The sequence below is a fragment of the Actinoplanes nipponensis genome (assembly GCF_016862275.1).
GTDB lineage: Bacteria > Actinomycetota > Actinomycetes > Mycobacteriales > Micromonosporaceae > Actinoplanes > Actinoplanes nipponensis.
Window position 1 is genome coordinate 102,585 of sequence record NZ_BOMQ01000060.1, and the last position, 26,884, is coordinate 129,468.

At 65.3% G+C, this 26,884-nt stretch carries 21 protein-coding genes; 16 read left to right on the forward strand and 5 right to left on the reverse strand.

Features of this window, described 5'->3' with window-relative positions:
- Window positions 1-163: 163 nt before the first annotated feature.
- Window positions 164-604: a hypothetical protein gene (locus Ani05nite_RS25505; protein WP_203772253.1), complete on the forward strand. Its 441-nt coding sequence runs from the start codon at window positions 164-166 to the stop codon at window positions 602-604.
- A gap of 112 nt (window positions 605-716) precedes the next feature.
- Here the strand turns inward: Ani05nite_RS25505 and Ani05nite_RS25510 are convergent, their stop codons facing one another.
- From Ani05nite_RS25510 to Ani05nite_RS25525, 4 genes are all read right to left on the reverse strand, one after another.
- A complete protein-coding gene (locus Ani05nite_RS25510; RefSeq protein ID WP_203772255.1) occupies window positions 717-1,064 on the reverse strand; it encodes a histone-like nucleoid-structuring protein Lsr2 in 348 nt (115 codons plus the stop codon).
- Between the two features lie 205 nt (window positions 1,065-1,269).
- Window positions 1,270-1,887 carry a hypothetical protein gene (locus tag Ani05nite_RS25515; RefSeq protein WP_203772257.1) on the reverse strand — a complete coding sequence of 206 codons (618 nt, stop codon included), beginning with the start codon at window positions 1,885-1,887 and terminating at the stop codon, window positions 1,270-1,272.
- A gap of 159 nt (window positions 1,888-2,046) precedes the next feature.
- On the reverse strand, window positions 2,047-3,396 hold the full coding sequence (locus Ani05nite_RS25520) for a tyrosine-type recombinase/integrase (RefSeq protein ID WP_203772260.1): 1,350 nt from the start codon (window positions 3,394-3,396) through the stop codon (window positions 2,047-2,049).
- Between the two features lie 566 nt (window positions 3,397-3,962).
- Entirely contained in the window at window positions 3,963-5,174 is a 1,212-nt protein-coding gene (locus tag Ani05nite_RS25525; RefSeq protein ID WP_203772262.1) for a tyrosine-type recombinase/integrase, read from the reverse strand.
- Window positions 5,175-5,660: 486 nt separating this feature from the next.
- On the opposite strand from Ani05nite_RS25525, the gene Ani05nite_RS25530 reads away from it, so the two are divergent.
- From Ani05nite_RS25530 to Ani05nite_RS25580, 11 genes are all read left to right on the forward strand, one after another.
- Window positions 5,661-7,193: a DUF3375 domain-containing protein gene (locus Ani05nite_RS25530; RefSeq protein ID WP_203772264.1), complete on the forward strand. Its 1,533-nt coding sequence runs from the start codon at window positions 5,661-5,663 to the stop codon at window positions 7,191-7,193.
- The gene (locus Ani05nite_RS25535; RefSeq protein WP_203772266.1) at window positions 7,190-7,930 is read left to right on the forward strand and encodes a DUF4194 domain-containing protein; all 741 of its coding nucleotides are present in this window, start codon (window positions 7,190-7,192) and stop codon (window positions 7,928-7,930) included. Before Ani05nite_RS25530 ends, Ani05nite_RS25535 begins: the two co-directional genes overlap by 4 nt.
- The gene (locus Ani05nite_RS25540) at window positions 7,927-11,463 is read left to right on the forward strand and encodes an ATP-binding protein (protein WP_203772268.1); all 3,537 of its coding nucleotides are present in this window, start codon (window positions 7,927-7,929) and stop codon (window positions 11,461-11,463) included. Before Ani05nite_RS25535 ends, Ani05nite_RS25540 begins: the two co-directional genes overlap by 4 nt.
- Window positions 11,460-12,677 (forward strand): DUF3322 and DUF2220 domain-containing protein, encoded by a 1,218-nt coding sequence (locus tag Ani05nite_RS25545; RefSeq protein WP_203772270.1) that lies wholly within the window; start codon window positions 11,460-11,462, stop codon window positions 12,675-12,677. Before Ani05nite_RS25540 ends, Ani05nite_RS25545 begins: the two co-directional genes overlap by 4 nt.
- 336 nt (window positions 12,678-13,013) lie before the next feature.
- Window positions 13,014-14,525, forward strand: a complete 1,512-nt coding sequence (locus Ani05nite_RS25550) for a radical SAM protein (RefSeq protein WP_203772272.1) — start codon at window positions 13,014-13,016, stop codon at window positions 14,523-14,525.
- Window positions 14,515-15,237 (forward strand): aspartate racemase/maleate isomerase family protein, encoded by a 723-nt coding sequence (locus tag Ani05nite_RS25555; RefSeq protein ID WP_203772274.1) that lies wholly within the window; start codon window positions 14,515-14,517, stop codon window positions 15,235-15,237. Before Ani05nite_RS25550 ends, Ani05nite_RS25555 begins: the two co-directional genes overlap by 11 nt.
- A complete protein-coding gene (locus Ani05nite_RS25560) occupies window positions 15,234-16,043 on the forward strand; it encodes a hypothetical protein (RefSeq protein WP_203772276.1) in 810 nt (269 codons plus the stop codon). The genes Ani05nite_RS25555 and Ani05nite_RS25560 overlap by 4 nt, the downstream gene beginning before the upstream one ends.
- Complete coding sequence (locus tag Ani05nite_RS25565) at window positions 16,040-16,849, forward strand: carbohydrate kinase family protein (RefSeq protein ID WP_203772278.1); 810 nt, start codon at window positions 16,040-16,042, stop codon at window positions 16,847-16,849. Before Ani05nite_RS25560 ends, Ani05nite_RS25565 begins: the two co-directional genes overlap by 4 nt.
- 31 nt (window positions 16,850-16,880) lie before the next feature.
- Window positions 16,881-17,813, forward strand: a complete 933-nt coding sequence (locus Ani05nite_RS25570) for a nucleoside 2-deoxyribosyltransferase (RefSeq protein WP_203772280.1) — start codon at window positions 16,881-16,883, stop codon at window positions 17,811-17,813.
- On the forward strand, window positions 17,813-18,310 hold the full coding sequence (locus tag Ani05nite_RS25575; RefSeq protein WP_203772282.1) for a nucleoside/nucleotide kinase family protein: 498 nt from the start codon (window positions 17,813-17,815) through the stop codon (window positions 18,308-18,310). Before Ani05nite_RS25570 ends, Ani05nite_RS25575 begins: the two co-directional genes overlap by 1 nt.
- An 80-nt stretch (window positions 18,311-18,390) precedes the next feature.
- Window positions 18,391-18,711, forward strand: coding sequence for a MazG-like family protein (locus Ani05nite_RS25580; RefSeq protein WP_203772284.1), 321 nt, complete (start codon window positions 18,391-18,393; stop codon window positions 18,709-18,711).
- A gap of 59 nt (window positions 18,712-18,770) precedes the next feature.
- Here Ani05nite_RS25580 and Ani05nite_RS25585 read toward each other — a convergent pair whose 3' ends face one another.
- Window positions 18,771-19,967, reverse strand: a complete 1,197-nt coding sequence (locus Ani05nite_RS25585; protein ID WP_203772286.1) for a hypothetical protein — start codon at window positions 19,965-19,967, stop codon at window positions 18,771-18,773.
- A 164-nt stretch (window positions 19,968-20,131) separates the two neighbouring features.
- On the opposite strand from Ani05nite_RS25585, the gene Ani05nite_RS41400 reads away from it, so the two are divergent.
- From Ani05nite_RS41400 to Ani05nite_RS25605, 4 genes are all read left to right on the forward strand, one after another.
- The gene (locus Ani05nite_RS41400; RefSeq protein WP_239130608.1) at window positions 20,132-21,190 is read left to right on the forward strand and encodes a hypothetical protein; all 1,059 of its coding nucleotides are present in this window, start codon (window positions 20,132-20,134) and stop codon (window positions 21,188-21,190) included.
- 215 nt (window positions 21,191-21,405) lie between these two features.
- Window positions 21,406-24,756 (forward strand): NERD domain-containing protein, encoded by a 3,351-nt coding sequence (locus Ani05nite_RS25595; RefSeq protein WP_239130620.1) that lies wholly within the window; start codon window positions 21,406-21,408, stop codon window positions 24,754-24,756.
- A gap of 54 nt (window positions 24,757-24,810) precedes the next feature.
- Window positions 24,811-25,464 (forward strand): hypothetical protein, encoded by a 654-nt coding sequence (locus Ani05nite_RS25600; protein WP_203772290.1) that lies wholly within the window; start codon window positions 24,811-24,813, stop codon window positions 25,462-25,464.
- Window positions 25,454-26,026 carry a hypothetical protein gene (locus Ani05nite_RS25605; RefSeq protein ID WP_203772292.1) on the forward strand — a complete coding sequence of 191 codons (573 nt, stop codon included), beginning with the start codon at window positions 25,454-25,456 and terminating at the stop codon, window positions 26,024-26,026. Before Ani05nite_RS25600 ends, Ani05nite_RS25605 begins: the two co-directional genes overlap by 11 nt.
- Window positions 26,027-26,884: the final 858 nt, after the last annotated feature.

A 26,884-nucleotide genomic window follows, 5' to 3' on the forward strand; every position in this document is an offset into this window, starting at 1 on the left:
CCAGGAGCGGTAAATGAGGCCAGCCAGGGTGGTCCGAGAGACGGAATAGGGCTCTTGAACGACGGCCCTCACATAGATGGCCTCGGAAGCCGACCGAAAGCCAGACAGCCGGTCGGGGTGCTCGACGCCGAAAAGTGTCATAGCCTGCCGTCACTATGGACCCATGGCTGAACCTGCCGCCCCGATACCTCGCCGCCGTATCGAACTGCCACTGCTCGAAGTACGGACGAGATTGATCCAGATCGTGCGGCTGACTCCTGTCACCAGCCAAGTCACGGTGATCACGGATCGAGGGCGCCCGGTAGCCGCGATCGTCCCGGTAGATGCGGTGCGCGGCGACGAGCCATCCCCGGTCCAAGAGACTCGCACGGAGAATGCTGCTGCCGGTTGGATGCGGCGAACCGAACAGGTCCGAGAGGCGGTACGCCGTCAGCACGCCATGCGAATTGGCGAACTGGAACACGCGTTGACCGACGCCTGGGCTGTCCTCGACCGGGTTGTACCCCGCGGATCAGACCGTGCTGCTGATGAGCTGCGCGTCGCCCAGCGGGACGTGCTGGCGATGCCGCCCCCGGCCACCGGCTCTCCGGCGCGGCCGAGCTGAGGGTGCCGGTATCGACTAAGCTCGTTGAGACGCCGTTGCGAGTTCTTCCCCCGTGGAATTCGCAACGGCGTCTCGTTCGCCCCTCCTGGGACCGGGCCGTCCTGCTGAAGACTCAGCGAGTGGCGTGAAACGCCTCGACCACCCCAGTCGGGATCCGGCCCCGGTCCGAGACCTCGTGACCGTTCTTCTTCGCCCACTCCCGGATCGCCTGGTTCTGGTCACGGCTGGACCGGCTCGGCTGGGCAGCGGCGCTACGGGACGTGATACGGCCGGTAGCCGATCCCCTTCCGACCCGGACCGCCTTCTCGAGGTAGGGGTCGAGCACCTTGCGGAGCTTGCCTGCGTTCTTCTCCGACAGGTCGATGCTGTAGTTCACCCCATCCAGCCCGAACTCCACGGTGCGATCGGCTTCGCCGCCGTCGAGATCGTCCGTCAATAGGGTAATGACTTGCTTCGCCATGAGATCAACACTCCCGTTTTCACAACCTGTTCGGTCGTTGCCGTAACAGCTTCCACCATAGTCGTAACGTGCGGACATTCAGCGGGCCGCCATAGGCACTGGCCAGGTATCGAGTGCCGAACGCAGTCGGATAGCGAGGCGAAAGCCTTCGCTGCCAAGCTGCCGTAACCGCCGGCAGACACCGCAATGCGCTCCAAAGTGCGAGCTAGTGCAAAACCCCCGCGGACGACGGCCGCACAGACAGCCCCCTCTGTTGACGGCGCTGTTGAGCCACCGAGATCAGCGCAGAGGCGAGCCCGCTCGCAGCCACGGTCGTCGGCGCACCAGCGCCGTAGACGCTGACGACACCGCACCGACGGCAGTACCACGACCGCCGCCAGAGCCCGACCGCCTCGTCAACCAACGGACCCATCACCTGGACGCGACGCTGCCGCGTCCGAAGCACCCAACCACTGCCGGCCGCCACGGCGAGAAAGAACACCAGCCCGAACCACGCCGTACCGCCAGCCGGATCCGACACCGCCACCAGCAAATTCCACAACGCCAGCAGGGCAGACCCACCGAACACGACGGCCGGCCCGGTGGCGGCACGCGGCCGCCTCGGCGCCGCCAACGCACGAGCCAACGCACTGACCTGGACCACCCGACCGCTCACAGGAACGTCGTAGCCGAACCGGCCAGTCACGCTGCCTCGCACCACGCCGGTGGAATGACCGGCACGTACCGCAGCCGGCACGCTCACCAACTGATCAAGGCGACGGCACCGCAAACACACCGAGTCGTGTGACCGCTGCCGCGGGAGCTGCTTATCGCCCATGCCCATACCTCCATTATGGAACCCAAAACCTTCCAGGCACCCGCAATACCGGACGAAGTATCGAGTGAGCTGCGCGCGAGCCGGCCCCGAAAGGTCACTGAACCCTCAACAACTCACGCGCAGCACCAAGAGCCTCGACACCCCCCTCTCGGATGAGGGGCCGCGTCAAGCAGCCTCGCCCATCCCTTCGATGAAGGGTGAGATATTGCCCTTCGACTTCTTCGCCGCCTTCTTGCGGCCCTTCTTCGCGCTCTGCATGTCCGTGACCGTCCCATCGGTGAGCCGCTCGTCAAGCGCCTTCAGGCGGGCCTTGTCACCGCGCGTCAACCGGTGACCGTAGACATCAAACGTCGTCTTGATCGATGCGTGCCCGATGTGGTGCTGAATGACGAAGAAATCCCACCCGGCGTCAATAAGGTACGCAACATGCGAATGACGCAGGTCATGGAAGCGCGGCCGCTGATGCAGCCGCGTCTTGCACTCGCACGACGACACCGCCAAGTCACTGACTCGCCGCACCTTCTTGCCATTGCCGACCTTCGCCAGGGTCGGCGGATGAGCTACGCACCGCTGAGCCGCCGCAACAGCCTTCTCCCAGTACCTCGAACGGAAATTGTTCGCATCCCACGGCTTACCCCCAGGAGCAGCGAAAACCAGATCACCGCGGCGCTTGTTCTTGGTCCGTTCGGCCAGCAACGCGGCAACCGTCTTCGGCAGCAAGATGGACCGCCTCGACCGCTCCGACTTCGGCTCAGCGAACGTGCCACCACGGCGCAACGTCTGCTCGACGTAAAGCACCGGCCGCTCGCCACGCAGTTCCAAAGATCCCACCCGCAAGCCGAAAATCTCGCCCATCCGCATCCCCGTCCCCAACGCCACCCGCACAAGATCACGGATCGCGTCCGGGCACACAGCGACAAGCAGACGCGCCTCCTCGGTCGACAGGAAGCACGCGTTGTACTTGTAGACCTTCGGCAGTCCGTTGCTCCGATGCCCCGGCTGCCGGTCGAGCGGGTTGTCAGGCCGGAACCGCGGTACCGCATCGCGCATGACCATGCTCAGCACCGCCCAGTGCTTCTGCACGCCGGCGGGCATCAGATCCGCCGACAGGTTCACCTTCCACGGGTCGATGTCCTTGTCCCGGCTGATCTCGTCCACCCGCAGGTCGCCAAGGACGGGCACCACCCGCCCCCGCAACATGCGGGCGTACTCCTTATGGGTGCTTTCCGCAACGTCGACCTTCAGCGTCAGCCACTCATCCACCCAGGCGCCAAGTGTCGGGCTGCGCTCCGCCTCCTCCCTCTGCTCGTCCTCCGGCTCGTCGTCGACCCTGTCGATGCCCAGGAGCGCGGCGTACACGTCTGTGTCGCTGATCTTGTGGTGACGCGCCTCGGCGAGATCCTTGGCCGCCTGCGCCAGCTTCTCGGTAGAGAACGTGCACGTCTGCCAGTCGCCCTGGCGACCCGAACGCCACCGAACCTCGTAAGACCGCCCACGCGGTTTCATAGATGCCATGTCCAGGAAAGTAGGCCGAACAGGTGTACGCATGCGAACACCAACGGGGCATGTCGGTTCCTACTGAGCGTAAGAACCAGCACCCTGAAAACCTCCTGACCAGGACTTGCTTGCAAACGCACAGGTCACAGCGTGTATAAGTTCGAACTGGCAGTGTGGGGGTCAGGAAGGGCCGACGACCTCGCCCAGGTGGCAGTCACGGGGTCTCAGGGGACGTCCATAGTGGCATCTAAATGCGCTTACGGCTTTGGCTGATTCGCTCTTCATTATTGAGGCGGGCCCTGTGGATTCCAAACACTTGACAGAACAAGCTCATACCCAGGTTCCTAGGATGCTTTGCAGGATGTGACCGCCGCTGCCGTGTGTCGGCGGCGGCGGCTGTCCGGGTGGCTGTAGCACATCGCCGGGTTCCGGGTTTGGGCGCTGTTGGCGGTGAGGGCGAGCCCGGGATCGGCAGCATCGGTCTAGCTTCGAAGGAGAGATCGAGGCGTCCGACGATCGGGTGGCTGGAACCGTTTAATGCCGGGGGTGGTGCAGGCGTACGTCCACCTATTCCATACCTGCACCTACTTAGGAGAAGCCCCGGCGAGCCATGCGTCGAGCGCGGTCAGCCGGTCGTGCTCCCCGTGTGGCAGCAGGTGACCGTAGGTATCGAACGTCGTACGGATCGACGCGTGCCCTAACCGCAACTGGATCATGTAGAAATCCCAGCCGGCGGCGATCAACCGGGCGACGTGTGAGTGCCGCAGATCGTGAAAACGCGGACGTGTGTGCAGCCGCTCCGGGCATCCGCAGGTGGACGCAGATGTACGGCTGCTCCAGCTGGATGGGTTTGCCGGTAGGTGCTGCGGGCAACGCTGGGCAGCGATCACGGCGGGCTGCCAGTACCGCTGTCGCAGATTGCTGACTGTCCATGGCCTGCCGTTTGGGGCGGCGAAGACCGGATGATCGGGCAGCTTGTCCTCGAGGAGCTCGGCGAAGACCGCGGCGGTCGAGGCGGCGAGAGTGATCGTGCGCCGCGACGCCGGTGTCTTCGGTGGTCCGAACCCGCCGCCACGATGCAGCACCTGCGTTACCCGTACGGATGGCGCCTGACCGCGAAGGCACACGTCGACGGCCCGGAGGCCGAGCAGCTCACCCAGTCGCATCCCCGTCCCGAGCGCCGCCACGACGAGACCGCGCGCCGGCGGTGCGCAACAGTCGATCAGCAGCCGCGCCTGAGCCCTTGAGAGCAGGCACACTTGGCACGGCGCCGGCCGCGGCAGCCCGTTGCCGCGATGCCCGTACGGGCGCTGCAGCGGATTATCGGGCCGCCATTGCGGCACCGCGTCGCGCATGACCTCGCTGAGCACCGCCCAATGCTTCCGTACCCCGGCCGGCATCAACTCTGCGGCGAGGGCCGCCTTCCACGAATCCAGGTGCGCGTGCCGGCTGATGTCACCGACGCGAAGATCACCGAGGTCCCGGACCACTCGGTGGCGCAGCAGACGGGTGTACTCGGCGTGTGTGGTGGGGGAGACGTCGATCTTCAGCGCGAGCCACCGCTCGATCCAATCGCGCAGCAGCGGCGACTGCGGCCGGTGCTGCGCCTTCGGCGAGCCCGGGTCGATCGCCGCGTACACCGCGGCGCTGAAGAGCTGGTGGGCTTGCGCTTCGACGTACTGCTTCGCCGCGAGAGCCTTCGCCGGTGAGGGGCCGCGGAATGTGCAGCACTGCAACCGGCCCGCGTAACGCCACCGCAGGCAGAACGACGTATTTCTTCTCGTCATGGAAGCCATGACCCGAGCTTTGCTCGCCGGCCCCGGCCGCCGTGTACCCCAAAGGGGTAGGTCGATCATCTTGATGACCCGCGCCGGCCCGTTCGCGCGGGACGCGGGTGAGCTGTTGTCCTTCTTGTCGGGGATTCCAATCACCCGACCGGGCTTACCTGGTTGGGGTGCCCGTGATATCAGACGCAGTACAGAACAGGGCAGATCCGCAATTGCGCGCCTCGGCCGATGATCCAAATCAATGAAAGATGACCGCGTTAGGGTCCGGGCTTCGTAGGACATTCGTTCGAGTAAGAAAATTGTCGTAGCCCCCTGGCATCATCAAGGCCGCACCGGCGAGCAATCGATGGGATGCGACGTGGAGCTGATGATCGTTTTAGGCGCTATGCCTTCTGAGCTGTGGGACCTGACGGGGCGCGTGGTTCTCCGAGGCGCTGGCCGTCGGTTCTCGCCCTCGGACCCGCGGCTACCGGCAGCCGGACATGGGGTGCGTTGATGGCCGACATCGTGGGGGAACTCGCCCGGGTGGCGGGCGCCTTCGACCAGCCGACGCTCACCTTGCTCTACAAGGGCCACGCCCGAGTCGTGATCGCCGTGTTTCGCACCGTCTTCAGCCGCGACGTGCGTACGGTCCCGACCGCCCGGTTGCACGAGCAGGTCGACACCTACCTCGATCACCTTCGCAGCGCCGGCATTTCCGACCTCCCGGCTGGCTCCGGCCGCGATCTGTGTCTGCGGTGGATGAGGGGCCGATGGCTGGTGCGAAGCGTCGAAGACGGCGGCACCGAGGTGTACACGCTGACCAGCCACGCCCAGGACGCCCTCAACCTTGTCACGAGTCTGACGCGGGAACGCGGGAGTTTGAGCGAGCACCGCATCGCCACGATCGTCAACGCAGTCCGCCGTTTCAACACCGAAGTCAACCCCGATCGCGCAGCACGGGTCAGCATCCTCAACAGCGAGATCGAACGGCTGTCTGCTGAACGTGACCGCCTCCTTGGCGGAGGTGTCCTGCCGCAGGTATCGGCTGACTACATGCTGGAAGGATTCGGCGAACTACTGCAGCTCGTGGCCGCGCTGCCCAGCGACTTCGCCCGGGTGCAAGAGGCATTCGCCATGCTGCGCGCGCAGATCCTCGCCTCGTTCCGCGCCGACAACCGGCCGACCGGAGAAGTGATCGACGACTACCTTCGCCGCACCGATTCACTGATGAGCGCCACCGCGGAGGGGCGAGCCTTTGAAGGCGCTTTCACACTTCTGCGCGATGACGGTTTGCTCCTGCAGTTGCGGGAGGATTTGACCGCGCTGCTCGATCATCCCGTGGCCGACGACATCTTGAACGCCGCTGATCGCCGTGACCTGCGCGGCACAGTCACCTTGATCCGCAACGGCATCGATGGAGTGCTCACTCAACGCAACCGTGTCACCGCGACACTGCGGGAATACATACAGACCCATAACACCGCCCGTGACCGTGAACTGGACGCCACGCTGCGGCAGCTCGACGCAGAATTGGCCCGATGGATGAACGCTGCCGGCCCTCGCAGCGCCGTCGACTTGCCTCTGCTGCCGCCACGCCTGGACATCCACCATCTGAGGGAACGGTTCCACAACCCGAACGACGAAGCCGAATTGCCTGCGCTGCGCGACGTCGGCGATCACCGCCCCGACCGGCTGTCTCTGGCGCAGCTCCTCGCGCAGGGCGGGCCGTCGCTAGACCAGTTGCGGGCTGCAATCGAGCAGGCCTTCAGCGCTGATGAGCCTGTGAACTCGCTGGGGCAGTTGTTCGGCGGGCTCGAGATTCCGTTGCGCCGACCCGTTGAGATCTTCGGATTGCTGCACTTGGCCGCGAATCTAGGCGGTTTCAACCAGCAGCACGACCACGACGAGGTCTACCGCGCCGTGCGCCCAGACGGCTCTGCTCGAGACCTGAACGTCCCCCTCATCGCTGTCAACCGGCACGAGCCCGGCCGCATGTCCGCCGACGATGACAACCGTGAACACCCCGGACAGCAGGAGCCTGAGTGACCATCGACGACACCGCCAACACCCAGTCTCTCGTATCGGACGACCCAGACGCCCCAGACCGTGAGCTGAGCAGCAGCGTCGCGCTATTCGAGGGCGACGAAGGCGCCCTGGAAATCCCGCAGCGGCGCGCCCTCGTCGCGTTGCTCAAGAATCGCTTCATCACCGCGCGCAGCCACCCGAAGGAATGGCACACCCTGATAGCTGATCCGCGGCTGATCCGGTCCCGGCTCAACGACCAGTTCATGGACCTGCACCTCGACCTCACCCGGGAAGTCGCTTACAAACGGCAGGCCGTTCCCGAGGGCGGCGGGCGCTTCCCGACGCTGCTGCACGACACAGCATGGAGCCGCGAGGAAACCATCCTGCTGGTCTACCTGCGCAGCCGTGCCCGTTCCGAAGAGGCAGCAGGCACGTCTCGCACCCTGGTGGACCGCCAGGACCTGCTCGAGCATGTCGCATCCCTACGCCCCGAGCACGCCACCGATCAGGCCGGCGACGCACGCCGGACCGCCAATGCCATCGAGAACCTGAACCGTGCGGGTCTGCTCGTCGGAGCGAGCGCCGCCGAACAGTTCGAGGTCAGCCCGGCTGTTGATGTGGTGCTCCCGCTGGAGAAACTGCAGGAGCTGCTGCGTTGGCTGCAATCGCAGAACTCCGACCCCGGCACCGGTGTGGACCCCGCCGACCTGACGGCCTACGCCGGCGACACCGACATCAGCGACGAGGACGCCCGGTGACCATCAGCGAGCACGAACAGCCTCCACTGCTTGCCGCCGGGCCGCTGCTGTATCAGCAGCAGCCCGCAGCCGGCCAGCTTCCCTTCCCGGTGACTAGGCCGACGCCCCCGTCCACTGACGGGCTCTTGCAATGGAGAGCCGAGTCCTTCCAACTGGTGAACTGGGGAGGCTTCGAAGGCCAAGCACGCTTCGACTTCCACCGCGGCGCCACCCTCATCTCCGGAGCCTCCGGCACGGGCAAGAGCACCCTGTTGGACGCCTACATCGCGTTAATGATGCCCGCCGACACCCCTTTCAACGGCGCCTCCAACGATGCCGTCACCGGCCGCGCCCGCAGCGCTGAGCAACGCAGCCTGCTGTCGTATCTGCGAGGGCAGACCGACACCACCGCCGACGAGCACGGGCGTGAACGGCCCAAGCTGCTGCGTGGGGCCGGCCGGCCGACCTGGGGAGCGGTCGCGATGACCTTCGTCGACGATCACGATCGCCGGTTCACCGCCCTGCGCGCTTACTTCGTCCCGGCTCGCGCCGCCCAGGTGGTCGACATCGTCATGCGCATGGCCACCATCGACGGGCGCTTCGACCTGACGGAGCTGGCGGGCTATGCCGACGAGCAGTTCCAGCCACGACTGCTCAAGGCTGCGTTTCCCGGTCTGCTCACCCACACGACCTACGCGTCGTTCGCGGCCCGGCTGCACACGCAGTTGGGCATCGGCGCCAACGGCGACGGCGAAAAGGCGCTGCGGCTGCTGGTGCGTATCCAAGCCGGGCACCAGATCCGTACCGTCGACGAGCTGTACAAGGAAATGGTCCTTGAACGACCCGCCACCTACGAGGCCGCTGACCGGGCGATCAGCCACTTCGACGACCTGGAAGCCGCCTACCTGGCGATGCACACCGAACAGCAGAAGGCCGACCTGCTCGCCCCGATCACCGCCAAACACACCCTGCTGCAGACCGCGCACACCACCGTGGAACAGATCAACACCTTCGGCCCCGACCGCACAGGCGACACGCCCATCCTGCTCTGGTCGCTGCGCCGCGAGGACCGCCTGCTTGCTGGCGCCCTCGACGCCAACCAGCGGGAGCAGAAGAGCACCGCCGCGCAACTGACTAGCGCCGTCACATCGGTGAACACTTTGGAGAAGGAGCACAGCGCCGCCGCGCAGGCCCACCGCGAAGCCGGCGGCGGACAGCTCGAAGACTTGGCCCAGCAGATCAATCAGGAACAACAACGCCGCGACGAACGACTGGCCCGCCGCGCGGTGCTGGCCGAACGCACGACAGCTCTGGATGCGCCGCTGGCCGACCAGGACGCCTTCGCCGCATTGCAGCAACAAGCTGCGGTGTTCCTCGACAACTATCCCCAGGCCGCCCACGACCTGACCGTTGACCGTGACGCGATCATGGCACGGCAGCTTCCGCTGCTGCAGCGCCGCACCGTCCTCACCGAGGAACGCGCCTCCCTCGCCGGGCGCGCTGGCCGCGTACCCAAGCACTTGGACGACATGCGCCGCGAGGTCGCCCACGCATCCGGCATCGATGTCGCAGACCTGCCGTTTCTCGCCGAACTCATCGATGTCCCTGCTGAACACGTGGCGTGGAGGACCGCGATCGAAACGGTGTTGGGCGCCAGCGCCCGGCTGCTTCTGGTACCCAAGCACGAGCTTGCGGCGTTCTCGGCAGCGATCGACCCGCTTCGCCTCAAAGGTCGGCTGACCTTCGAAGGAGTGCCGACCGGCGACGACGGCCACGTCGAGCGTGACCCGGACCGGATCGCCGGGAAACTTCTGTTCAAGGAGTCGCCATATTCCGGATGGGTGCGACGGCATCTGTCCGAGCCTGCCCGTAACGCTCTGTGCGTCACGACACCGGAGCAGCTCAACAGCGGCGGCTACCGTGTCACCCTCGCCGGACAGACCCGCAACGGCAGCCGCGGAACCCACGGCCGCAACGACCAGGCCAACATCATCGGGTTCAGCAACACCGAAACCTTGGCCGACATCGACCGTGAACTCGGCTCGATCGCTTCCACGCTCGGCCAGATCGACCGTGACCTCACCAGCAACAACGCCCGCCGCACCGACCTTGACGATCAGCGCAGCGCCTACGACGCCATCTATGCCACCGTTTTCACCGACATTGACGTAGTCGGCTCCGACGAGCGCATCGAACACCTGCACCGAGCACGCCGCGCCGTCCTCGACGCCGATGACCGGCTGCAGGAGTTGCAAACGCGCATCGAGCAGCTGCACGACCAGCTGGAAGGGGCCCGCGAACACCGTTACCGCGTCAAACAACACGCCGACGAGCTGCACGAGCACGCCGAAACGCTCACCGACCGACATGCGACCGTGAGCGCGGACCTGCAACGCCTCGGCAGTGATCAACACGTGGTGCTCACCGCAGAACAAGCCGAAGTCCTCGACGAGCACTTCGTCAATGCTGTACGCCCCGACGACCCCAGCAACCTGAAGCAGTTCATCACGAACCTCGCCCGGCTACGCCAGCGCCTGCTCACCTCCGCCGAATCGGCCCGCCGACAGATCACCAGCCTCGAGGCCGACCTCGCGGCGATCTTCACCGCCTACCTGGTCAAATTCGACGACCCCAACCTCGGACGCACCGCCGCGTCATACCCCGATTACGCCGCGATCCTCGACGCCATCCTCACCACCGGATTGCACGAACGCCGCGAAGAATGGCGCCGGCGCCTGATGGCCTGGAGCGGCGAGGACCTCGTCCCCCTCGCCGGCAGCATGGAGGCGTCCATCGAGGAGATCGAGGAACGCCTCGAACCGATTAACGCCATCCTGCACGAGCTGCCTTTCGGCGCCAACCGCGACCGGCTGCGGATCAACCTGCGCCGCACGACCCCGGAGACCGTGGCACAGTTCCGCCGCGATCTGCGGGCCCTGTCCTCTGCCGCGACCCGAGACCTGCCCGAACAGCTCATGCAGCAACGCTTCCAGCAACTGCAGCAGTTCATGGGCCGCCTGCGCCGCCGTAACGACCCGCGGGCCATACCCGAGCTGAGCAACCGTGATCAGCTGCTCGACGTCCGGCGCCACGTCGCTATCACCGCCGAGCGCTACGACGCCGCCGGACAACTGCTGAGCATCCACTCCTCCCTCGGCGGCAAGAGCGGTGGCGAGAGTCAAGAACTGGTGGCCTTCATCGTCGGCGCCGCATTGCGGTTCCGCCTGGGCGACGAACTGCGATCCCGGCCCCGATTCGCGCCGGTTTTCCTCGACGAGGGCTTCGTCAAATCTGACGCCGAGTTCGCCGGCCGCGCCGTACAAGCATGGAAAGGTCTCGGTTTCCAGCTCATTGTCGGCGCACCTCTGGACAAGGTCACCGCCCTGGAACCGCACATGGACGAGTTGCTGGCGATCACGAAGAACACCAACACCCACTACTCCTTCGTCACCCGGATCAGCGACATCGACCAAGCGGCGCTCATCCCCAGAAGACGTGAGCCACTCACCGTCACCATGCCTCCAGGGTCATCGACGGAGGCCAAGCGCGAATGAAGACGATCGATCAGGTCCTCGCCGACATACAGCGCCGCCTCGCCAACACGTGGCCGCAAAGCACCACCATTGCGCCAGCCGAGCTGCCAAGCCGCGCCGCGGACCAAGACCAGGACCCGGCAGCAGCCTGGCCGCACGCCTTCGCACTCGGTAAACCCGCCTCGGCCCAACTGGCCGACAACTTCGCTGCAGCTGCAGCGTGGGCAGCCACCTGGCGTAGCTGGAGCGCTGGTCATGACGTAGCGCTACGAACCGCCAGTCGCCGGGTCCACGGCACCGACCAAGCCCTTCCCACCCACGTCATCGTCATGCACGCCGATCAAGCAGCGCACCTGGTTGGCGGGGCTTGGCCACACAGACTCGAGCAAGGACGTCGTCGTGCCAGCATCCTGGCCGCCGACTTTCCTCACCTCGCGGCCCCGACCCTGCTCGCCCCGACCGTCGCCGCCGTCGACACCCTCGACGACGTGGACTTCGACCTGCTACGGCGCGCCGCCACCTGGTTTCGTACTAACGACGCCACCGGGCTGACTCCGCGACAGGTACCGATCGAGGGCCTGCACGCCAAGTGGCTCAACCATCGCCACCATTTGGTACGGCGGCTGTCCGGAAGCGACGATCTGCGCTTACTGCCACCGCACCCACCTCGGGTGCACTTCACCTACCTCGACCCGACCCACCGCGGCGCCGGTGGCCGGCATCACGACTCCGCCACCCTCGGCGACGCCATTGTGCCGGCCTACCAGCCCGAAGTCGTGATCATCTCCGAGAACAAAGACACCGCCATCCACTTCCCCGAACTGGACGCCGGAATCAGCATCGAAGGCGTCGGACGCGGTGGCACCACCATCGCCGGCCTGCCCTGGCTGACCCATGCCGACCACGTCATCTACTGGGGCGACATGGACGCCGACGGCCTGGAGATCCTCAACGAGTTCCGCGCCGCCGGCATCCCTGCCACCTCGATTCTCATGGTCCCCTCCGCCTACGAACGGTGGGAGAAGTACGGCACCAACCTCGACGCCCGAGGCCGACCGCTGCAGGCCCGAACACCGCGTCCCGTACCGCTGCTGACCGCCGCAGAAACCGAGCTCTACCTCAACCTGATCGCCGAGGACTGGACCGGACACCGACGCGTGGAGCAGGAACGGATTCCGCTCGCCGTGGCCGCCTCAGCCGTACGGCACCTCATCACTGCCGTACGTGCAGGTTGACGGCCGGTCTTTGTGTCGGCCATGGCTGCCGCCCGACGATGAGGTCAACCTTGTCGGCAATCCCACCGAACCATCCGGGCAGGAGCGACACCATCCCTCGGCAAGCCTCTGCACGAGGCCGCCGGTGGCGGCAGTTAAGTGCCGGTCAACCTCCCAGTGCTGCCTTCGATGCCCTACGCCGCAGCCGAAACCTATAGATCGACGCAAATTAAATCCAGTTCGGCCTTCCATTGTGGTCTACCTTGAGTCACCGTAGCGTGACGATAGGTTACCGGATTGCGAGTGCCTGGAAGCCGGGGCCGCATGGTGATTTGACGCTCGTGGAAGGGCTGTCGCGTGGACACTGCGGTAATCCTGGACTGCTACACCGTCGAACCGAGTGGCCTGGGCGTTCCCCCGTACCTGTCGACATACGTGCGGCAGAGCTGGTCGGCGTTGCGATCCGCCAACCCTGCCATCTATGTGCGTTATGTGACCATCGATGACCTGCGGTGGGAGCTCAACGGCGGTGAGCCGCTGACGCCAGGCCCGCAGTCGGATCCTTTGACGTACTCGGCGTCGAGTAACCGCGGTAACGCGATCAAGTTGCTGCAGGACGCGACCACGGTTGTCGTCGTAGCGGGCGATGCGGTCCCGTCAGTGCATCTGCACGCCCACAACGGCTCCATCGACGAGATCATCCGGATCCTGGCGTGCGTACGAGGGCGCCGCGTGCTACTAGGACCCATGGCGAACCATGTTCTCGAGCACGCCGACCAATACGCCGGGCTGTTCGACGCCCTCCACACGCACACCATCACCTCGGCGGACCTGGTCTCGGGCAGCCGTGCCGCCGCTGCGTACGGACAGCTACGCGCCGACCGGCAATCGTTCACCGACTTGGTCGCCCAGCTGGGTTGGGAACCGGTGGGGGAGATTGAGCTCTACCGCGGCTGCACCCGCCGCCGGTTCTGCAGCTTCTGCAACGAGCCGGTGAAGTCGGCCACCGTCGCGTTCCGCGATCTGCAGGACATCCTCGAGGAGGTGCAGCAGCTGTACTCCGCCGGCATACGCCACCTTCGCCTGGGCCAGCAGACCTGCTTCTTCTCCACCTGGAACCGTGACGTCGAGCAGATCGAGCGGCTCCTCGCCGGCATCCGCGAGTCCTGCCCCGATCTGTTGGTCCTGCACATCGACAACGCAGACCCCCTCGCTGTGGCCTCACCCGCCGGAGCGCGCATCGCCGCCCTGGTGGCCCACTACTGCAGTGAAGGCAATTGCGCCCCGATGGGCATGGAGTCCTTCGATCCGGCCGTGATCGAGAAGAACGCGCTGACCTGCACCCCGCAGGTTTTGCGCCGAGCTATCGACAACGTCAATGCGGTCGGCAGCCAGCGCGGGCCCGCCGGCCTGCCGGCCCTGCTGCCCGGGATCAACATCATCTACGGGCTGCCCGGCGAGACCCATCGCACCCACCTGGAAAACCTGCGCGGCCTGGACGAACTCATGGCAGCAGGGGTGATGTGCCACCGAACCAACGTGCGACAGGCCCGCGCCTACGCCGCCACACCGCTTGCAGCTATGACCGCGGAGACACCGCCGTCACAGGAGCACTTCAGCACGTGGAAGGCTGACATCGACAGCATCTGGGATCAGCCCATGAAGAAGCGGATCTACCCCGTCGGTCTGCGACTGCAGGGCCTGCACTCGTTCTTCGTCACCGGTCGCGGGACCTGGTTCAGACGTCTTGGCTCCTATCCGATCCAGGTCGTTGAACGCGACGCCGTTGTGCCGCGCTTCACTTCGGCTGACCTGACCGTCACCGAACACGCACCCCGCTTCATCTACGGAGTCCGCGATGCCGCCTGACGCGGCCACCGACACCCTCGCGCTGCTGAAAGAACTCCATGCCGGACTGCGCGGGCCCTCGCATGTGGGAGTCCTCGTTCCCTGGGGCAACACCCTCGTCGAAACGGAACTACCCAGGCTCGGACTTGACCAGGTGGTGTTCCACTACGCCCGCCTGGTGCCCGCACGCCGATACCGCGACGCCGACGACTTCCTCGCCGAGATCGCCACCGCCGTACCCGCCACCTTGCAGCAGTTCGCCCGGCTTACCCTGGCAGGCACGCTGGTGGCCTGCACGTCCACCGGATTCCTCACTCCCGAGGCGTACCAGGACACCGCCGTGGTGGACGCTTTCGACGCTCTGCAGGTTCTGCTTCGCGAGCTGGGCGCGTCCACCATCGTCCTGGCGACCCCGTATCCGAGCCGGCACACCGAGATCCAAGCCACCCGTCTGCGTCAGGCCGGCTTCGAAGTCGCCGGGCACGCCAGCCTCGACCTCGCTCTGCTGGACGACTTCACCGCCGTCACCCCCCGCCGGATCGCCGACCTTGTCCACAGCATCGACGCCGCAGCCCGCTCGCGAGCCGACGCCGTCGTCTTGTCCTGCACCGCTTGGCCCACGATCGAGGCCACGGCGTTGTTGCAGCAGGAACTCGGTATACCCGTGGTTTCATCGAACCTGGCTCTTGCCTACAGCGCCGTACGCTTCGCCCGAGCTGTGGAGGCACGATGAACCCGACGCAGGCCGACAGTGAAACCCAACTCCGGTTGACCCGCCTGGTGACACTGGCCGCAGGTCAAGACGATGTCACCGCCGATGTGCAGGCCAACCACGACGACAATCAGTGGTGGCCGACCCGGATCACCGACTTCCGGATGCGCATGCTCGCCGCCGGCTGGAGCACCCGCATCTCGTACGCCATGATCGGCACCTACTCCAGCGTCGTCACCCGCTCTGCCCAGATCGGGTTCGACACCCTCACCGACATGCCGGACGCCGACATCGCCGCGCTCGTCCAGCCCTTGGGCCTGCCCGCCGCCCGCATCGGCTATCTGCGATCGCTGACCGCCTTCCTCGACGACCGCGACAGCACCTACCTGCTCGAAGACGACGCCACCACGGTCATCGCCGACTTCGCGACCCACGTCGCGCAGGCCTCCTACAAGGTCGCCCAGTGCTCCCTGCTGTACGCCCGCGGCTATCACTGCGGCATCATCCCCGTCGACTCCGGCATGATCACCCGCCTCGCGCCCGCCCTGGGCCTGGTGCTGTCCTCCGGTTCCATCGCGCACGAGCAGATGCGCCTCTACCTCGAAGCCCACGCCGACGCCCACGGCGATCGCTACATCCGGCTGGCCGGCGAGCGGCACGTCGTCACCCTGCCCGAGCAGACCACACCGTCCTGGTGGGTGCACCTCGTGCTGATCTACTTCAAACGCCGCTACCTCAACCAGACCCACCCACGCGTCTGCAGCGAGCGTCCCTTCTGCGACCAGATCATGGACTGCACGCACAGCCCGGCGATGGCCATGGCATGAGCACCCTCGGGGTCATCGGCAACATCTCCCACGACACCGCCGAATACCCCGGCCAGGCCCACCGCCAGCTCCTCGGCGGCGCCGCGCTCTACATCGCACTCGCGGCCTCCCGCGTCGGCGTAACCGCAACCCCCATCTCGGTGATCGGCGCCGACCTCACCGGCGCGCTGCGATCGCCCCAGCTGGAAGGACTGGATCTCACCGGCGTCGCGGTCGTCGATCAACCTTCCTGCCGATTCCGCATGCGCTACGACCACCAGCACAACCTGACCGCCGTCGACGCCGACTACGGCGCCGCCGAGCTACTCACCGGCCACGCCCTCGATCAAGCCCCGCACCATCGCTTCATACACGTCTGTTGCCGGCGGCCCCTCGATCCCGTGCCGGTCCTGACCGCCCTGGTCGCCCGCGGCCAGCCCTTCAGCATCGACTTCATCACCGCCAGTGCAGCCGACATGATCACCGCGGCCGGACCGCTGCTCCCGTACGCGCAGATCATCTTCACCGACATCAGCGAGTACGCCGTGCTCACCCGCACCGTGGACGCCGCAGACCTTCGCGCCGTGACCGTCACCGACGGCCCCCGCCCCGTCGTCCTCTACCGATACGGGGTGCAGGTGGCTCAAGCTGCGGTAATACCGGCGGAAGCCGTCGAGGTGACCGGCGCCGGAGACACCTTCACCGGCACCTTCCTCGCCTCCACACTGCGCGGCGAACCGCAGACGCCGGCACTACGCCACGCGGCACAGGCCGCCACCGCACGCGTCACCACCACCGGCATCACCCTGCACCACGCACCCCCGTAACAGCCCCTCCACCCCTCGAGGAGCGACCCGGATGTTCTACGTCGCGCACCGGCTCTTCGCCGCCCACGACCGCCACCTCGGCGCCCAAGCCGCCGCCGCACTCGCCGAGCGCGCCGGCCCCGACAAAGTGTTCCTGCCCTTCTGCGACACCGACGAAGAAGACCTGGTCGCCGACGTCAAAGGCCGCCGGCTATTCGACCTCGACCGCCAACGCCTGCAGAACCTGCACGGACTGCTCGCCATCCTGCACGGCCCCAGCCTCGACGACGGCGTCTGCATGGAGATCGGCTACGCCGCCGCCCTCGGCGTCCCCGTCGTCATCTTCACCACCGACTTCCAGACCTATGGCCTCGGCGACACCACAGCCGAGCTCGCCTTCGCCGATCCGCTCATCGAAACCGTTGCCACAGACGTCGTCCGTGTTCACCGCCTCGGCCCTTCGAGCGGTGGCGCCGACCGCTTCGAGACTTTCGCCGCCCGCAACCGCGCCCAGGTCCGCGACGGCATCGACCAAGCCGTCAGCCGGCTGCTCGACCGCGCCGCCTCCGGTACCGCCGATATCAGCACGCCCGTAGATCGAGTATCCGGCACCGTCTTCGTCGAACCGTCACCGTACGGCTCCACACCTGGCTGGCACGACCTCGTCCGGCACCACACCACTGATACCCAACGCCGCGACGCCCAACGGCTCACCGCACCCCGGCCTGTGGAAGCCGCCACAGCTGACTGGAACAACGCCCTGAGCAGCCACACCCTGATCGCTGACCTGAGCGGCCCCGAAGCACCACCCGGCGCCGCCGTGCTCATCGGCGCCACCGTCGCCGCCGGCGGACGCGTGCTCGCCTACTGCCCCAACACCGTCTGGACCTTCGCACACGGACGCGAACCCAACTGGCGCAACCTCATGATCCAATACTCCGTCACCCAGCACCTCACCGACGCTGACCACACCAGAACCCGATGATGCGGGACCTCGACTGGGCCGCCGCCTACGACACCATCGTGTTCGAAGGCTGCGACGGCGCCGGCAAAACCACCCTCGCCACAGCGACCGCCGAGCGAACCTGCGCCACGCTCATCCACTCGACGCTGACCCCACCCGGAACCGACCTGCCCACCGCCTACAGCAACCTGCTCGACCAACCCGGCCGGCTCGTCTTCGACCGCTGCTTCCTCAGCGAACTGGTCTACGGCCCGATCTACCGCGGGCACGCACGCCTCAGCTACCAGCACATGACCACTCTGGTACGAGAGGTCATCGAACGCCGTGGTGTCTTCGTCCACGTCACCGCACCAGCAGCCGAGATCCGTAGGCGCCTCGCCGCCCGCGGCGAAAGCAACCTTCCCAGCATCGACGATCTCGCGCTCATCTGTGAACGCTATGACGACCTGTTCAGAGCTATCGAGACCATGACGACAGTCCTGCACATCTCCACGAGTCACCCGGACGAGGACACATGACACGCCGACAACGGGTTACCCACCACGAACCAGCTCGATAAGCTGCTGCGGCCACAGCCCATCAAGACCCGGAGGCCGCCTTGGAGATCAGGTCCGCCCAGAAGCTGACCTGGGAAAACAAGCTCGCCAAGGGGTTCAACACCAGCGAAGTACCCCTGGAATTCTGCCTGCTGCAAGGCGAGGTAGCCGAAGCCTTTGACGCCTGGCGCCGCACACACGACAACCTCGGCGAAGAGCTGGCGGACGTCGCGATCTACGTCATGTCCCTGGCCGAGATGACCGGCGTCGATCTTCAGGAGGCCGTGGAGCAGAAGCTTGCGAAGAACGCCAAGCGCACATACGTCAAGGACGAGACATCTGGAACTCTGGTGAAGGCGGACAAGCCAGAAACAAGCAAATAGCCGAACTCCCGGGGCTCGGAGCGGACGGTTGGTAGCGCGGGAGAATCCCTAGCACCCTGTCACGAGTCGTGAGGTTGTTCGTTGGCCCGACTCGATGGGGAGGCCTGCTGCGCTGCCCGGCGCAGGACACTTTGCGCCAACTTCCGGTAGTAGTCCATCAGCTCTGGCTCGTAAGCAAGATACGGCCGAGCAGCGGCGCTCGGGTTGAGCCGAATCGCCGCCGCTAGCCACGCCAGCAAGGCAGCGAAGGTTTGTTCTACGCGCGAGCGGCTCAAGGTGCTATGCACGCCGGCATTGAACCGGTCGAAGAGATCGTCCAACGTGAGTCCCAACCCCCGGACCTCTCCGGCAGTCGGCGGCTCGGCGGTCGCGGCCGCCTCCGTCAAATAGGCCCACAGCCTGTTGCGGTACTGCGCCGGTCCGACCTTGCGCCCATCGACCGGCTGGTCGCGCGGCGGATACCAGTAGTTGGCCAGGGCTTCTAGGAATCTGCGACCCGAGAGGGCTGCGTGAGCGAGGTCCTCGCCAGTCTCGGCGCCGACGATAGCCCGCATCGCTGAGTTCAAAGCATTGAAGAGCTCAGGGTGGATCTCCTCGATAACGAGTGCTAGTTCTGACAGCAGTGCCTCAGAAGTACCGTCCAACGCGGCGGCGGTGTCCTGGAAGTACTCGATGCGCCGGAAATGAGCTGGGTCGGTGAAGCGGTCGAAGGCAGTCTTGCGTGCGCCGATGTCCTCGTAGGTCACGGTCATGCCTTCGGTTGCGAGGAGCTCGTCGAGCGCCCGGTCCGGGTCAAGGTTGTCGCCGGTATAAAGCACCGCCGCAGCAATTCCCCGGAATCGTATGTACTCGGGCAGTGACTGCCGGAACATGGCTAGTTGGACCGGATCCCCGAACGAGACGTTCATAGCACCCAGATAGCCGGCCGTCCCAGCCAGCGCGGCGTTCACCTCCTCTGCGACGTCCTCGGTCAGGTTCTGCAGCAGCCAGCAGAAGACGGTCGAATCGGTGACTGTCCGCTCAAGCAAATCCCGACGTAGCCGGTCAAACCGGGTGGGGCAATAGATCCGCGCGATGATCTTTGATACCGGCCAGTCGGGGGTGAGCATGCGAGTGAGAATGTCGCCGATGGAGACCCGGACGTGTGCTTTACGACGCTGCAGCACCCCGGTTCGCAGGATCCGTCGCATCACCTCATCGCCGTAGTCAGACCCAAGTGTCGGATCAGACGCGTCGAAGAGAAGCGCGATGTTCACGATGCTGCACCTCGCGATGTGTCGGCGTTCGCCGTTGAGGCCCCGCGACCTCCCCTCGAGGCTACTGGTTCACCTATCATCATCCGATCGATCACCGATGCTCTAAATCTGGCCTTCTGGCGCGGCGATCGAGCCGAGCTCTGATGACACCTCGAACCGCCGGTATGATCATCCCTTCCCAACATGCGTTCGGAAGGGATGAGAGGAGCGGCAACATCGGCACGACTGACGAACCCGGCGAGCACTGGAACGGTGATCCCGGCGACGATGAAGACCAGCCGCCAGCAAAGGCCGGCCCGGTCATCCCGCCCGAGGCGCTGGCCCCGCTGCGCGACGCGTTCACCCAGGCGCTGCAGCCACAGATCGACGCCTGGGTGAAGCAAATCCAGATTCGGCTGCCAACGGTCAAGATTGACCTTCCGCGTTCGGCCTCGCCGAAGGTGAACGACCATCTCCGGCGCGCCATTCTGGCCGCGATGCCCGACACCACGGCAATGCTGGCGCAGCTGTCACAGGAAATCGCCCGCCTGCCCCGGCTCAGCGACCGCCTCCAACTGCTCACTCAGAAGTACCCGCCGAACTGGCTCGGTTGCCGCATCAACCCGGTCGATGCGTGGCCGGTGATGCAGGACGAGGGAATCCCCCTGGTCTGGGTGCCCCGCGCCGGCATCCTCACCGACCTGCTCGCCTCACCTGACCGCGACACCCGCCTCAAGATCCTCGTAGAACACCGCGCCGCTATCGCCGAGGACTGCCGCGCAGTGCTGGCCGAAGTCACCCACCCCGAGATGACCGAACAGGTGCCCCTCGGGCTCAAAGCGATCGACGCCTTCGCCGCCGGGCACCACGAATCCGCGCAGGCCCTGGCCGTCGTCATCGTCGAAACCGTGGTGACCCGGCTGATCCCACCCAAGGAGCCCAAGCCCGGGGGGTCAAGGAGCAAGTACACGCGGATCGCCGCCGCGCTTCGGGTCGAGGACCCGGAGAAGGTCACCGTGGAGGATATGCGGCTCACCGCCGCCATGGCGCCGATCGGGCCCTTCTTTGTGCCGTGGTACCCCAGCAACGGCAATCCGGCACCGGAGGAGCTGAGCCGGCACGTCGCCGTCCATCAAGCGCACGTCGCTCACTACACGCCGGGCAACGCCGTCGTCGCGGTCATGCTGCTCGCTTCGGTGCTGCGCGCCCTGCAGGAGCAGCTAGAACTCACGCCGCCCACATAGCGCTTCGCCGGCCGGCCGGGCGTGAGGCAACCGGACGGCCGCTCTCTACTGTGCGGGCGACCACCTCTGTGTTCTTGCGGTGTGAAAGCTGGGAAAACCAAGTCACTGCGACGAAGAATCTCGCGGAACCTCACAGCGGTCGCCATGCGCAGTCTCGGGTCTGCGTCAGATACTTTTTTGCGGTCAGCGGGAAACGGTCTGCCACGGCGGTGATCATGCAACGGTGCGAGGTGTTCTTCGGCGCTCCGATCGAGGATCGCTACGAGCTCCGGTTTCTTCGTCGGGTGCGGGCCGATCTCGAACGGCGAGACTGTGCTGCCCGCGTCCTGGCTAACTTCATGGTCGGCCGCGATCAGCGTCAGGTGGATTTCCTGATCAGCACCAGGCATCGCCTCGTTCACGTCGAGCTAAAGACGGCTGATCCGGCCCTTCCACTGCTCGGAGGAGCTAACGGGGCGTGGGAGCAACAACTACCGGACGGGCGGCGTCGTTCACTCGAACGCAACTACTACCGGCAGGCCCATTCGACGACACAAGCCATCAGCGACGACATGCACGACCTCGCCCGGGCAGGCGACGCGCCCCGCCGCGCGAGCAAGTTCTATACCGACATCCATACGGTCATCTGTGTCAACCCAGGGGTGCCCGCAGGTTCACGACTGCAGCCATACCGCTACGTCGACGTGCTCGGATACGAGGAACTCCTCGAGCTGCTCTGCACCGACGGTCCGCGCCTGGGGTGGAGCAACGAGCACTGGTCGGCGTTCATCCGCCACCTACAGCTGATGCCCGAATCTATCAACGGCGAAGACGAACGCCACCGGGTAAGCCGGGAGACTGTTGAGGACTACCAGCGCCGATTCGTGGCCGCACGCAGCCGCGAGCTCAAGACGTTCGTGGCACTGCCAGCGCGGCGCGGCGAGGCCATCGTGTCTGACCCTGTCGAGCTCCTCGAGCGAGCAGCGCAGCGCTCGCAGACGATGGTGTTGCTCGGCCCGAGCGGCACCGGGAAGACTTTCATGGCCACACGCGCTGCCATCATGGTCGCCACGTCCGGCGGGATTCCTGTGTGGGTCCGCTGCGACGAATACCAAGGCCGGCTCAGTCACGCGCTATCACGTGCAGTCGCCCCCTTCACCACGCAGGCGGCCCTACCGCTGCTGCACACCGCGGCCGACCTCGGCTTCCCGATCGCGGTGTTCCTCGACGGATTCAACGAGTGCGCGCCCGCCGACCGTCAAGTGCTGCTTGAACAGCTCGACGCGTTGCGGCTGCGCCTTCCGTCGGCCGTCGTGATCACCTCGACGGAGCCAGTTGACCAATCAGACGAGGCCGCGATCGCCGTCGAGGCAATGCTTCCCGATGAGGACGGCCGTCGCGCTCTGGTTGCAGCGTACGGCGCTCAAGACGCGGTCTCGGGTCTCGAGGCGTTTCAGACGCCGATGGAACTGTCTATGGCGGCCGAGTGCGGCGAATCGCTTCGGCCTGGTGCGACCTCAACGGAGTTGTACGACGCGTACATCACCCGACTGTGCTCGTCGGAGACGACCCGAGCCGGCCTCCGCCGACTCGCGTCGCAAATGGACGCCATGATGCGAGGATCGCTCACGATTGCGGAGGTGCGTCTGCTACTGCGCAGAGCAAAGGCATCCGACGGAAATAGCATCGACATGGACGCCGTGCTGCGCTCGCCGCTGATGACGGCCGTCCAAGGACGCGCTGCCTTCACCCACGAGTCCCTTGGACGATTCCTTACCGCGGAGCAGCTAGTCCTCGACGCCGACGACGGTCACATGCTGGCCGAGGCTCTCCGTGACGTCAGGCGAACAGACCTCCCCACCCATGTTGTCGCGCTGGAGATCGACGCCGAACGCCGTCGCGACCTGCTGTTCGACCTCGCGAACGTCAAATTGCTGCGTGCCGCCGCACGCGGCGAATTCGGTGCCGACACCGCGCACGGCATCGTCGCCAAGGTGGGAGCGGAGCTTGCCCAGGCGGCGGCACGCGTCAACGAGGCTCAGCTGATCGATGTAGCCAGCACGCCTGAGGGCTTGTCCCGGCTTTACTGGGCGAATGCTCACAAGCACAGTGACCTGGATCTGGCACTGCTGCGTGCGGCGGGGGAGTGTCTTGCCGACGGCGTCTTCGTCGACGATGTCGCTGCTCTGCTCGACGCCACGGACCGTCGCTGCGCCGACGAGATGCGTCGGCTCCGGGCCGGTGGAAACCGAAGGTCCATCAGCACTGTCGTGGAGGCTACCTACGGCGGAGCCGTCTTTTTTGATGACCGTGAGCGCCGCCAGCTTCCCGCCTCTGTCGTCGTCAAGGCGAGCGAGTTTGGCTGGCGGACGTCCCACCGACCTCTACTCTTACCGTCACCCGCGCGCAGGCTCTGGGAGTACGGAGGCCAGCCCCGGTGGGGCCGGCTCACAGCCGCACTACGGTTGGTGAATCCCGATGATCCAGCGGACGTCGCTCTACTGCCAGATCTATTCGAAGCCGCCTGGAAGGTCACCGCCTACCACCTAAGACTTGCGGCACTCGACACCGCCCTATGGACGGCACGTCAAGCCGACGAGACCACACGACGACGCATGCAGTCGTTGCTGGAGGAGTGCGACAAGGACAACATCATGTTGAACAGCCTGCTGTTCGAGGTCCTAGCGGCCTATGACGGGCTCGAACCGCTGAAAACCCACGCCGACATCCGCGCCGAGATAGCCGAAATCCTTGCCGCGCCCAACGACCCACACGCATGGGAAGCCGCGCAACACATGATCGGCATGCCCTTCGAAGATCAACGCCTGCACGGCCCATACGCCGAGGTGATCTCCTCACTCGACGGCGGGGACCAGCTGAGGCTGCACGTCATGGCCGGACGAAACGTCACGTCACCGATGTACCGGGACACGGTCATGCAAGTGATCGTGATCCACCTGGACCGAATCACCGACGACGCACGCGACGTCCTACGCGACGCCATACTCAAGTTTGACTGGGAGAACCCTTTTCCGCATGAGGCCATCAGAGCCCACCTGATCGCGATCTACGGGTGGGCGAAACTCGCTGATCGGCTACCGCCGGCATTGTCCTCCGACAGTGATCTCGTTGAGCGATCTTGGCGAATCGTCGATGAGCTGCTATTCGCCGCGTTTAAGGGCATCGAAACATCGTCAGAGCAAGTAACGGCGCTATGGACCGAACTGCTCGGACCGAATCCCTCGGCCGCGATCGATGCCGTCGCGCAAGTGCGATCCGCGGGTCAATTCGGGCTCATCGTCCTCAACCCAACACCGTACGCATATCTGCTGAGCGTGTGGCCCGAACAGATGCGACAGCTCATCGAGTGGTGTGTGAAACACCCCACCACGACCACCCAGCCCTTCGACAAAAGAAGACTCGGCGGCTCACGTCATGAACTCATCCAAGACCTCGCTCAAATAGGAACCGAAGACAGCGCTACGCTTCTGCAGGCACACCTCCAAGACCCCGAGATTGGGCTTGCCGCGGTGCACGCGATTCGTGCTATCCGAGCCCGTACGCAGCAACGCCCCGAGCCTGCGTAGCTCGAACAGCTACGACAACGACTCGACGAGACCGTCCGTGTCACGCTGTTCCACATGAGCGACGCAGGCGCCGAAGCTGAGACGGACTACCACGAACGCGAGCAGCATGTTCTAAATCTCTTCACCAGACACAAGCGCAAGCTGCAGTTCCTGGCAGTGTCTCGCTGCGCGCATGACGACCGGCTCCTCGCCGGAGTCTGCCGATTCTCCGACAGCCTGTGGGGGTGGCACGCCGGCAGCCGCCTGTCACCGTCGGCAAGCCGGACGGAGATCGGCTCTTGGCATCTCGACCTCCACGTCGACGAGGAACTCAGCCCAGACGCTTACGAACAGGCCGACCAACTCGCTGACGAGGTCCTTGGCGAAGCGACACGCTTCGAGAACCCAGCATCGGTCGTGAAGGTCCACAGCATCCTGCATGACAGTAGCTTCCAGGTCGGACCGTGGCGAGGATACCGTCACGCCCTGCAGTTCTTCTGCAACGGCCTTCCGCTGTTCGCCTACACCTCGTGCAAATGCCGCCGCGCCTACCAGGTACAGATGCTGGCGCTCGCCCACGCCGGGATCAGGGCAGACGTTACCTCATCCCTAGACAGCTGGAATGTGGAAGCGTTGCCGGTCAAAGGTTTCTTGAAGCGGGGCGCGCCCCAGCGATCCGCATACAGATTCACCTCAGAGGGAGTGCAGGTGGTACTCGATGAGCGATGACCGTGAACGTAGTGTTCTCGCCCTGATCGCCCACCGCGGCCGGCAGTTGACCAGACTCGCGGAGAGCCGCTGCCCCGAGGACGGACGCCTACTCGGCGCCGTATACCGACTGACTGACGGAATCTGGATCTGGTCCGCGGGGCACCGCCAACCACCTCAGACAGCACGCCGCGAAGCTGCGGCACTCTACCTCGACACGATGGAAGACTGCGCGACCGTCGATGAGCGACAAGCCTGCTACGACAGCGCCATCGAGGTGCTCTCCTCTGATACGCGACCTCGCGCTAACCCTGAGGTGGCGCGGATCGAGCTGGTCGAACGAGCCGGCGGGTTGTGGAGATTCACCCGGCCGTTCGCCATGTCGATGGTCGCCGGGAACGGCTTCGCAGTGACCGAAGTATCCTGCGGCTGCCGACGCCCGTACTACATGGACATCCACTCGCTCGTCAAACACAGCCTTCAGTCGCCCCCCTCGAACCAGCAATCCGTCATCCACGTGCCGCCACTCCCGCCCGACCTCCCCGAGCGGGAAGTCGAGCGGCTGCTAAAATCGATGTCCTAAGCTCGAGCGTGCTTCGCCGCCCCCGTGAGATGAGCACCACGGACTAGCCCGAATTGGGGATAGTCATGCGTGCCCTCATGCCCCTCCTATTGATCACTCTTGCCGCAGTCGCACCTGTCGGCGCGTTTCTCGTGATCGCTCTGGTCTCACTCCGTAACACGGATCCGGTCGACCGTACGCGGATCCTCCAGGAACTAGCGGCAATGATCCCTTGGCGTAGCGGACAGCCAACCGTGGCCAGCCGACCCTTGCCGAGCGCACGTCGTCCCAAGCGATGACAAAGTCGAGTCCCTGGTTGACCGAGGGTCAACCAGGGACCGACCACCTACCCAGTCGCATTCTGCTCGTCCACCCGCCTCGTGGCGTCCAAGGTCCGACCCTTGGCATTGCGGAACGAGGATCGAGAGACGCCAGACTTCGACGAGTTGTGACAGCGACCGAGAGGAACAAAACTGAGAAAGGGGCTAGAATCTGATCAGCGTGAGGCCTCCCACCTGGAAGCGTCTATCGCTGGCGGGGGAGGACTGCGGTCCTCATGGGGTGTCAAGTGCCCGATCCTGCAAGACTGCCTACGTATCTTGCGCGAGCGGCGAGTCTCTGGCGCTCGTTCCCGGCATTTACTCTCCATGGGCTCTGCAAATGCGGAGATCTTAAGCCTTCAGGAATTGCCATGGAATGAATGGCATGTACCGCACTTGATTGGCCGTGGTCACACGCCTGGTCACAGCGTTGATCAACTTCTGCTGGACTGGGTAAAATCGGACGGCACGGCGATGCCGTTCTGTCCGATCTCGCGTACATTTAGATATAGGCTGACAGTGCTTAACCGAATTGTAATGCGACCCCCCCCCCCCCCCC

What these genes read in the sequence shown, in the direction of transcription:
- Ani05nite_RS25505 (WP_203772253.1), top strand. Translation starts at nt 164, where the DNA reads ATGGCTGAACCTGCCGCCCCGATACCTCGCCGCCGTATCGAACTGCCA.
- Ani05nite_RS25510 (WP_203772255.1), bottom strand. Translation starts at nt 1,064, where the DNA reads ATGGCGAAGCAAGTCATTACCCTATTGACGGACGATCTCGACGGCGGC.
- Ani05nite_RS25515 (WP_203772257.1), bottom strand. Translation starts at nt 1,887, where the DNA reads ATGGGCATGGGCGATAAGCAGCTCCCGCGGCAGCGGTCACACGACTCG.
- Ani05nite_RS25520 (WP_203772260.1), bottom strand. Translation starts at nt 3,396, where the DNA reads ATGGCATCTATGAAACCGCGTGGGCGGTCTTACGAGGTTCGGTGGCGT.
- Ani05nite_RS25525 (WP_203772262.1), bottom strand. Translation starts at nt 5,174, where the DNA reads ATGGCTTCCATGACGAGAAGAAATACGTCGTTCTGCCTGCGGTGGCGT.
- Ani05nite_RS25530 (WP_203772264.1), top strand. Translation starts at nt 5,661, where the DNA reads ATGGCCGACATCGTGGGGGAACTCGCCCGGGTGGCGGGCGCCTTCGAC.
- Ani05nite_RS25545 (WP_203772270.1), top strand. Translation starts at nt 11,460, where the DNA reads ATGAAGACGATCGATCAGGTCCTCGCCGACATACAGCGCCGCCTCGCC.
- Ani05nite_RS25555 (WP_203772274.1), top strand. Translation starts at nt 14,515, where the DNA reads ATGCCGCCTGACGCGGCCACCGACACCCTCGCGCTGCTGAAAGAACTC.
- Ani05nite_RS25560 (WP_203772276.1), top strand. Translation starts at nt 15,234, where the DNA reads ATGAACCCGACGCAGGCCGACAGTGAAACCCAACTCCGGTTGACCCGC.
- Ani05nite_RS25565 (WP_203772278.1), top strand. Translation starts at nt 16,040, where the DNA reads ATGAGCACCCTCGGGGTCATCGGCAACATCTCCCACGACACCGCCGAA.
- Ani05nite_RS25570 (WP_203772280.1), top strand. Translation starts at nt 16,881, where the DNA reads ATGTTCTACGTCGCGCACCGGCTCTTCGCCGCCCACGACCGCCACCTC.
- Ani05nite_RS25575 (WP_203772282.1), top strand. Translation starts at nt 17,813, where the DNA reads ATGCGGGACCTCGACTGGGCCGCCGCCTACGACACCATCGTGTTCGAA.
- Ani05nite_RS41400 (WP_239130608.1), top strand. Translation starts at nt 20,132, where the DNA reads ATGATCATCCCTTCCCAACATGCGTTCGGAAGGGATGAGAGGAGCGGC.
- Ani05nite_RS25595 (WP_239130620.1), top strand. Translation starts at nt 21,406, where the DNA reads ATGCAACGGTGCGAGGTGTTCTTCGGCGCTCCGATCGAGGATCGCTAC.
- Ani05nite_RS25600 (WP_203772290.1), top strand. Translation starts at nt 24,811, where the DNA reads ATGAGCGACGCAGGCGCCGAAGCTGAGACGGACTACCACGAACGCGAG.
- Ani05nite_RS25605 (WP_203772292.1), top strand. Translation starts at nt 25,454, where the DNA reads ATGAGCGATGACCGTGAACGTAGTGTTCTCGCCCTGATCGCCCACCGC.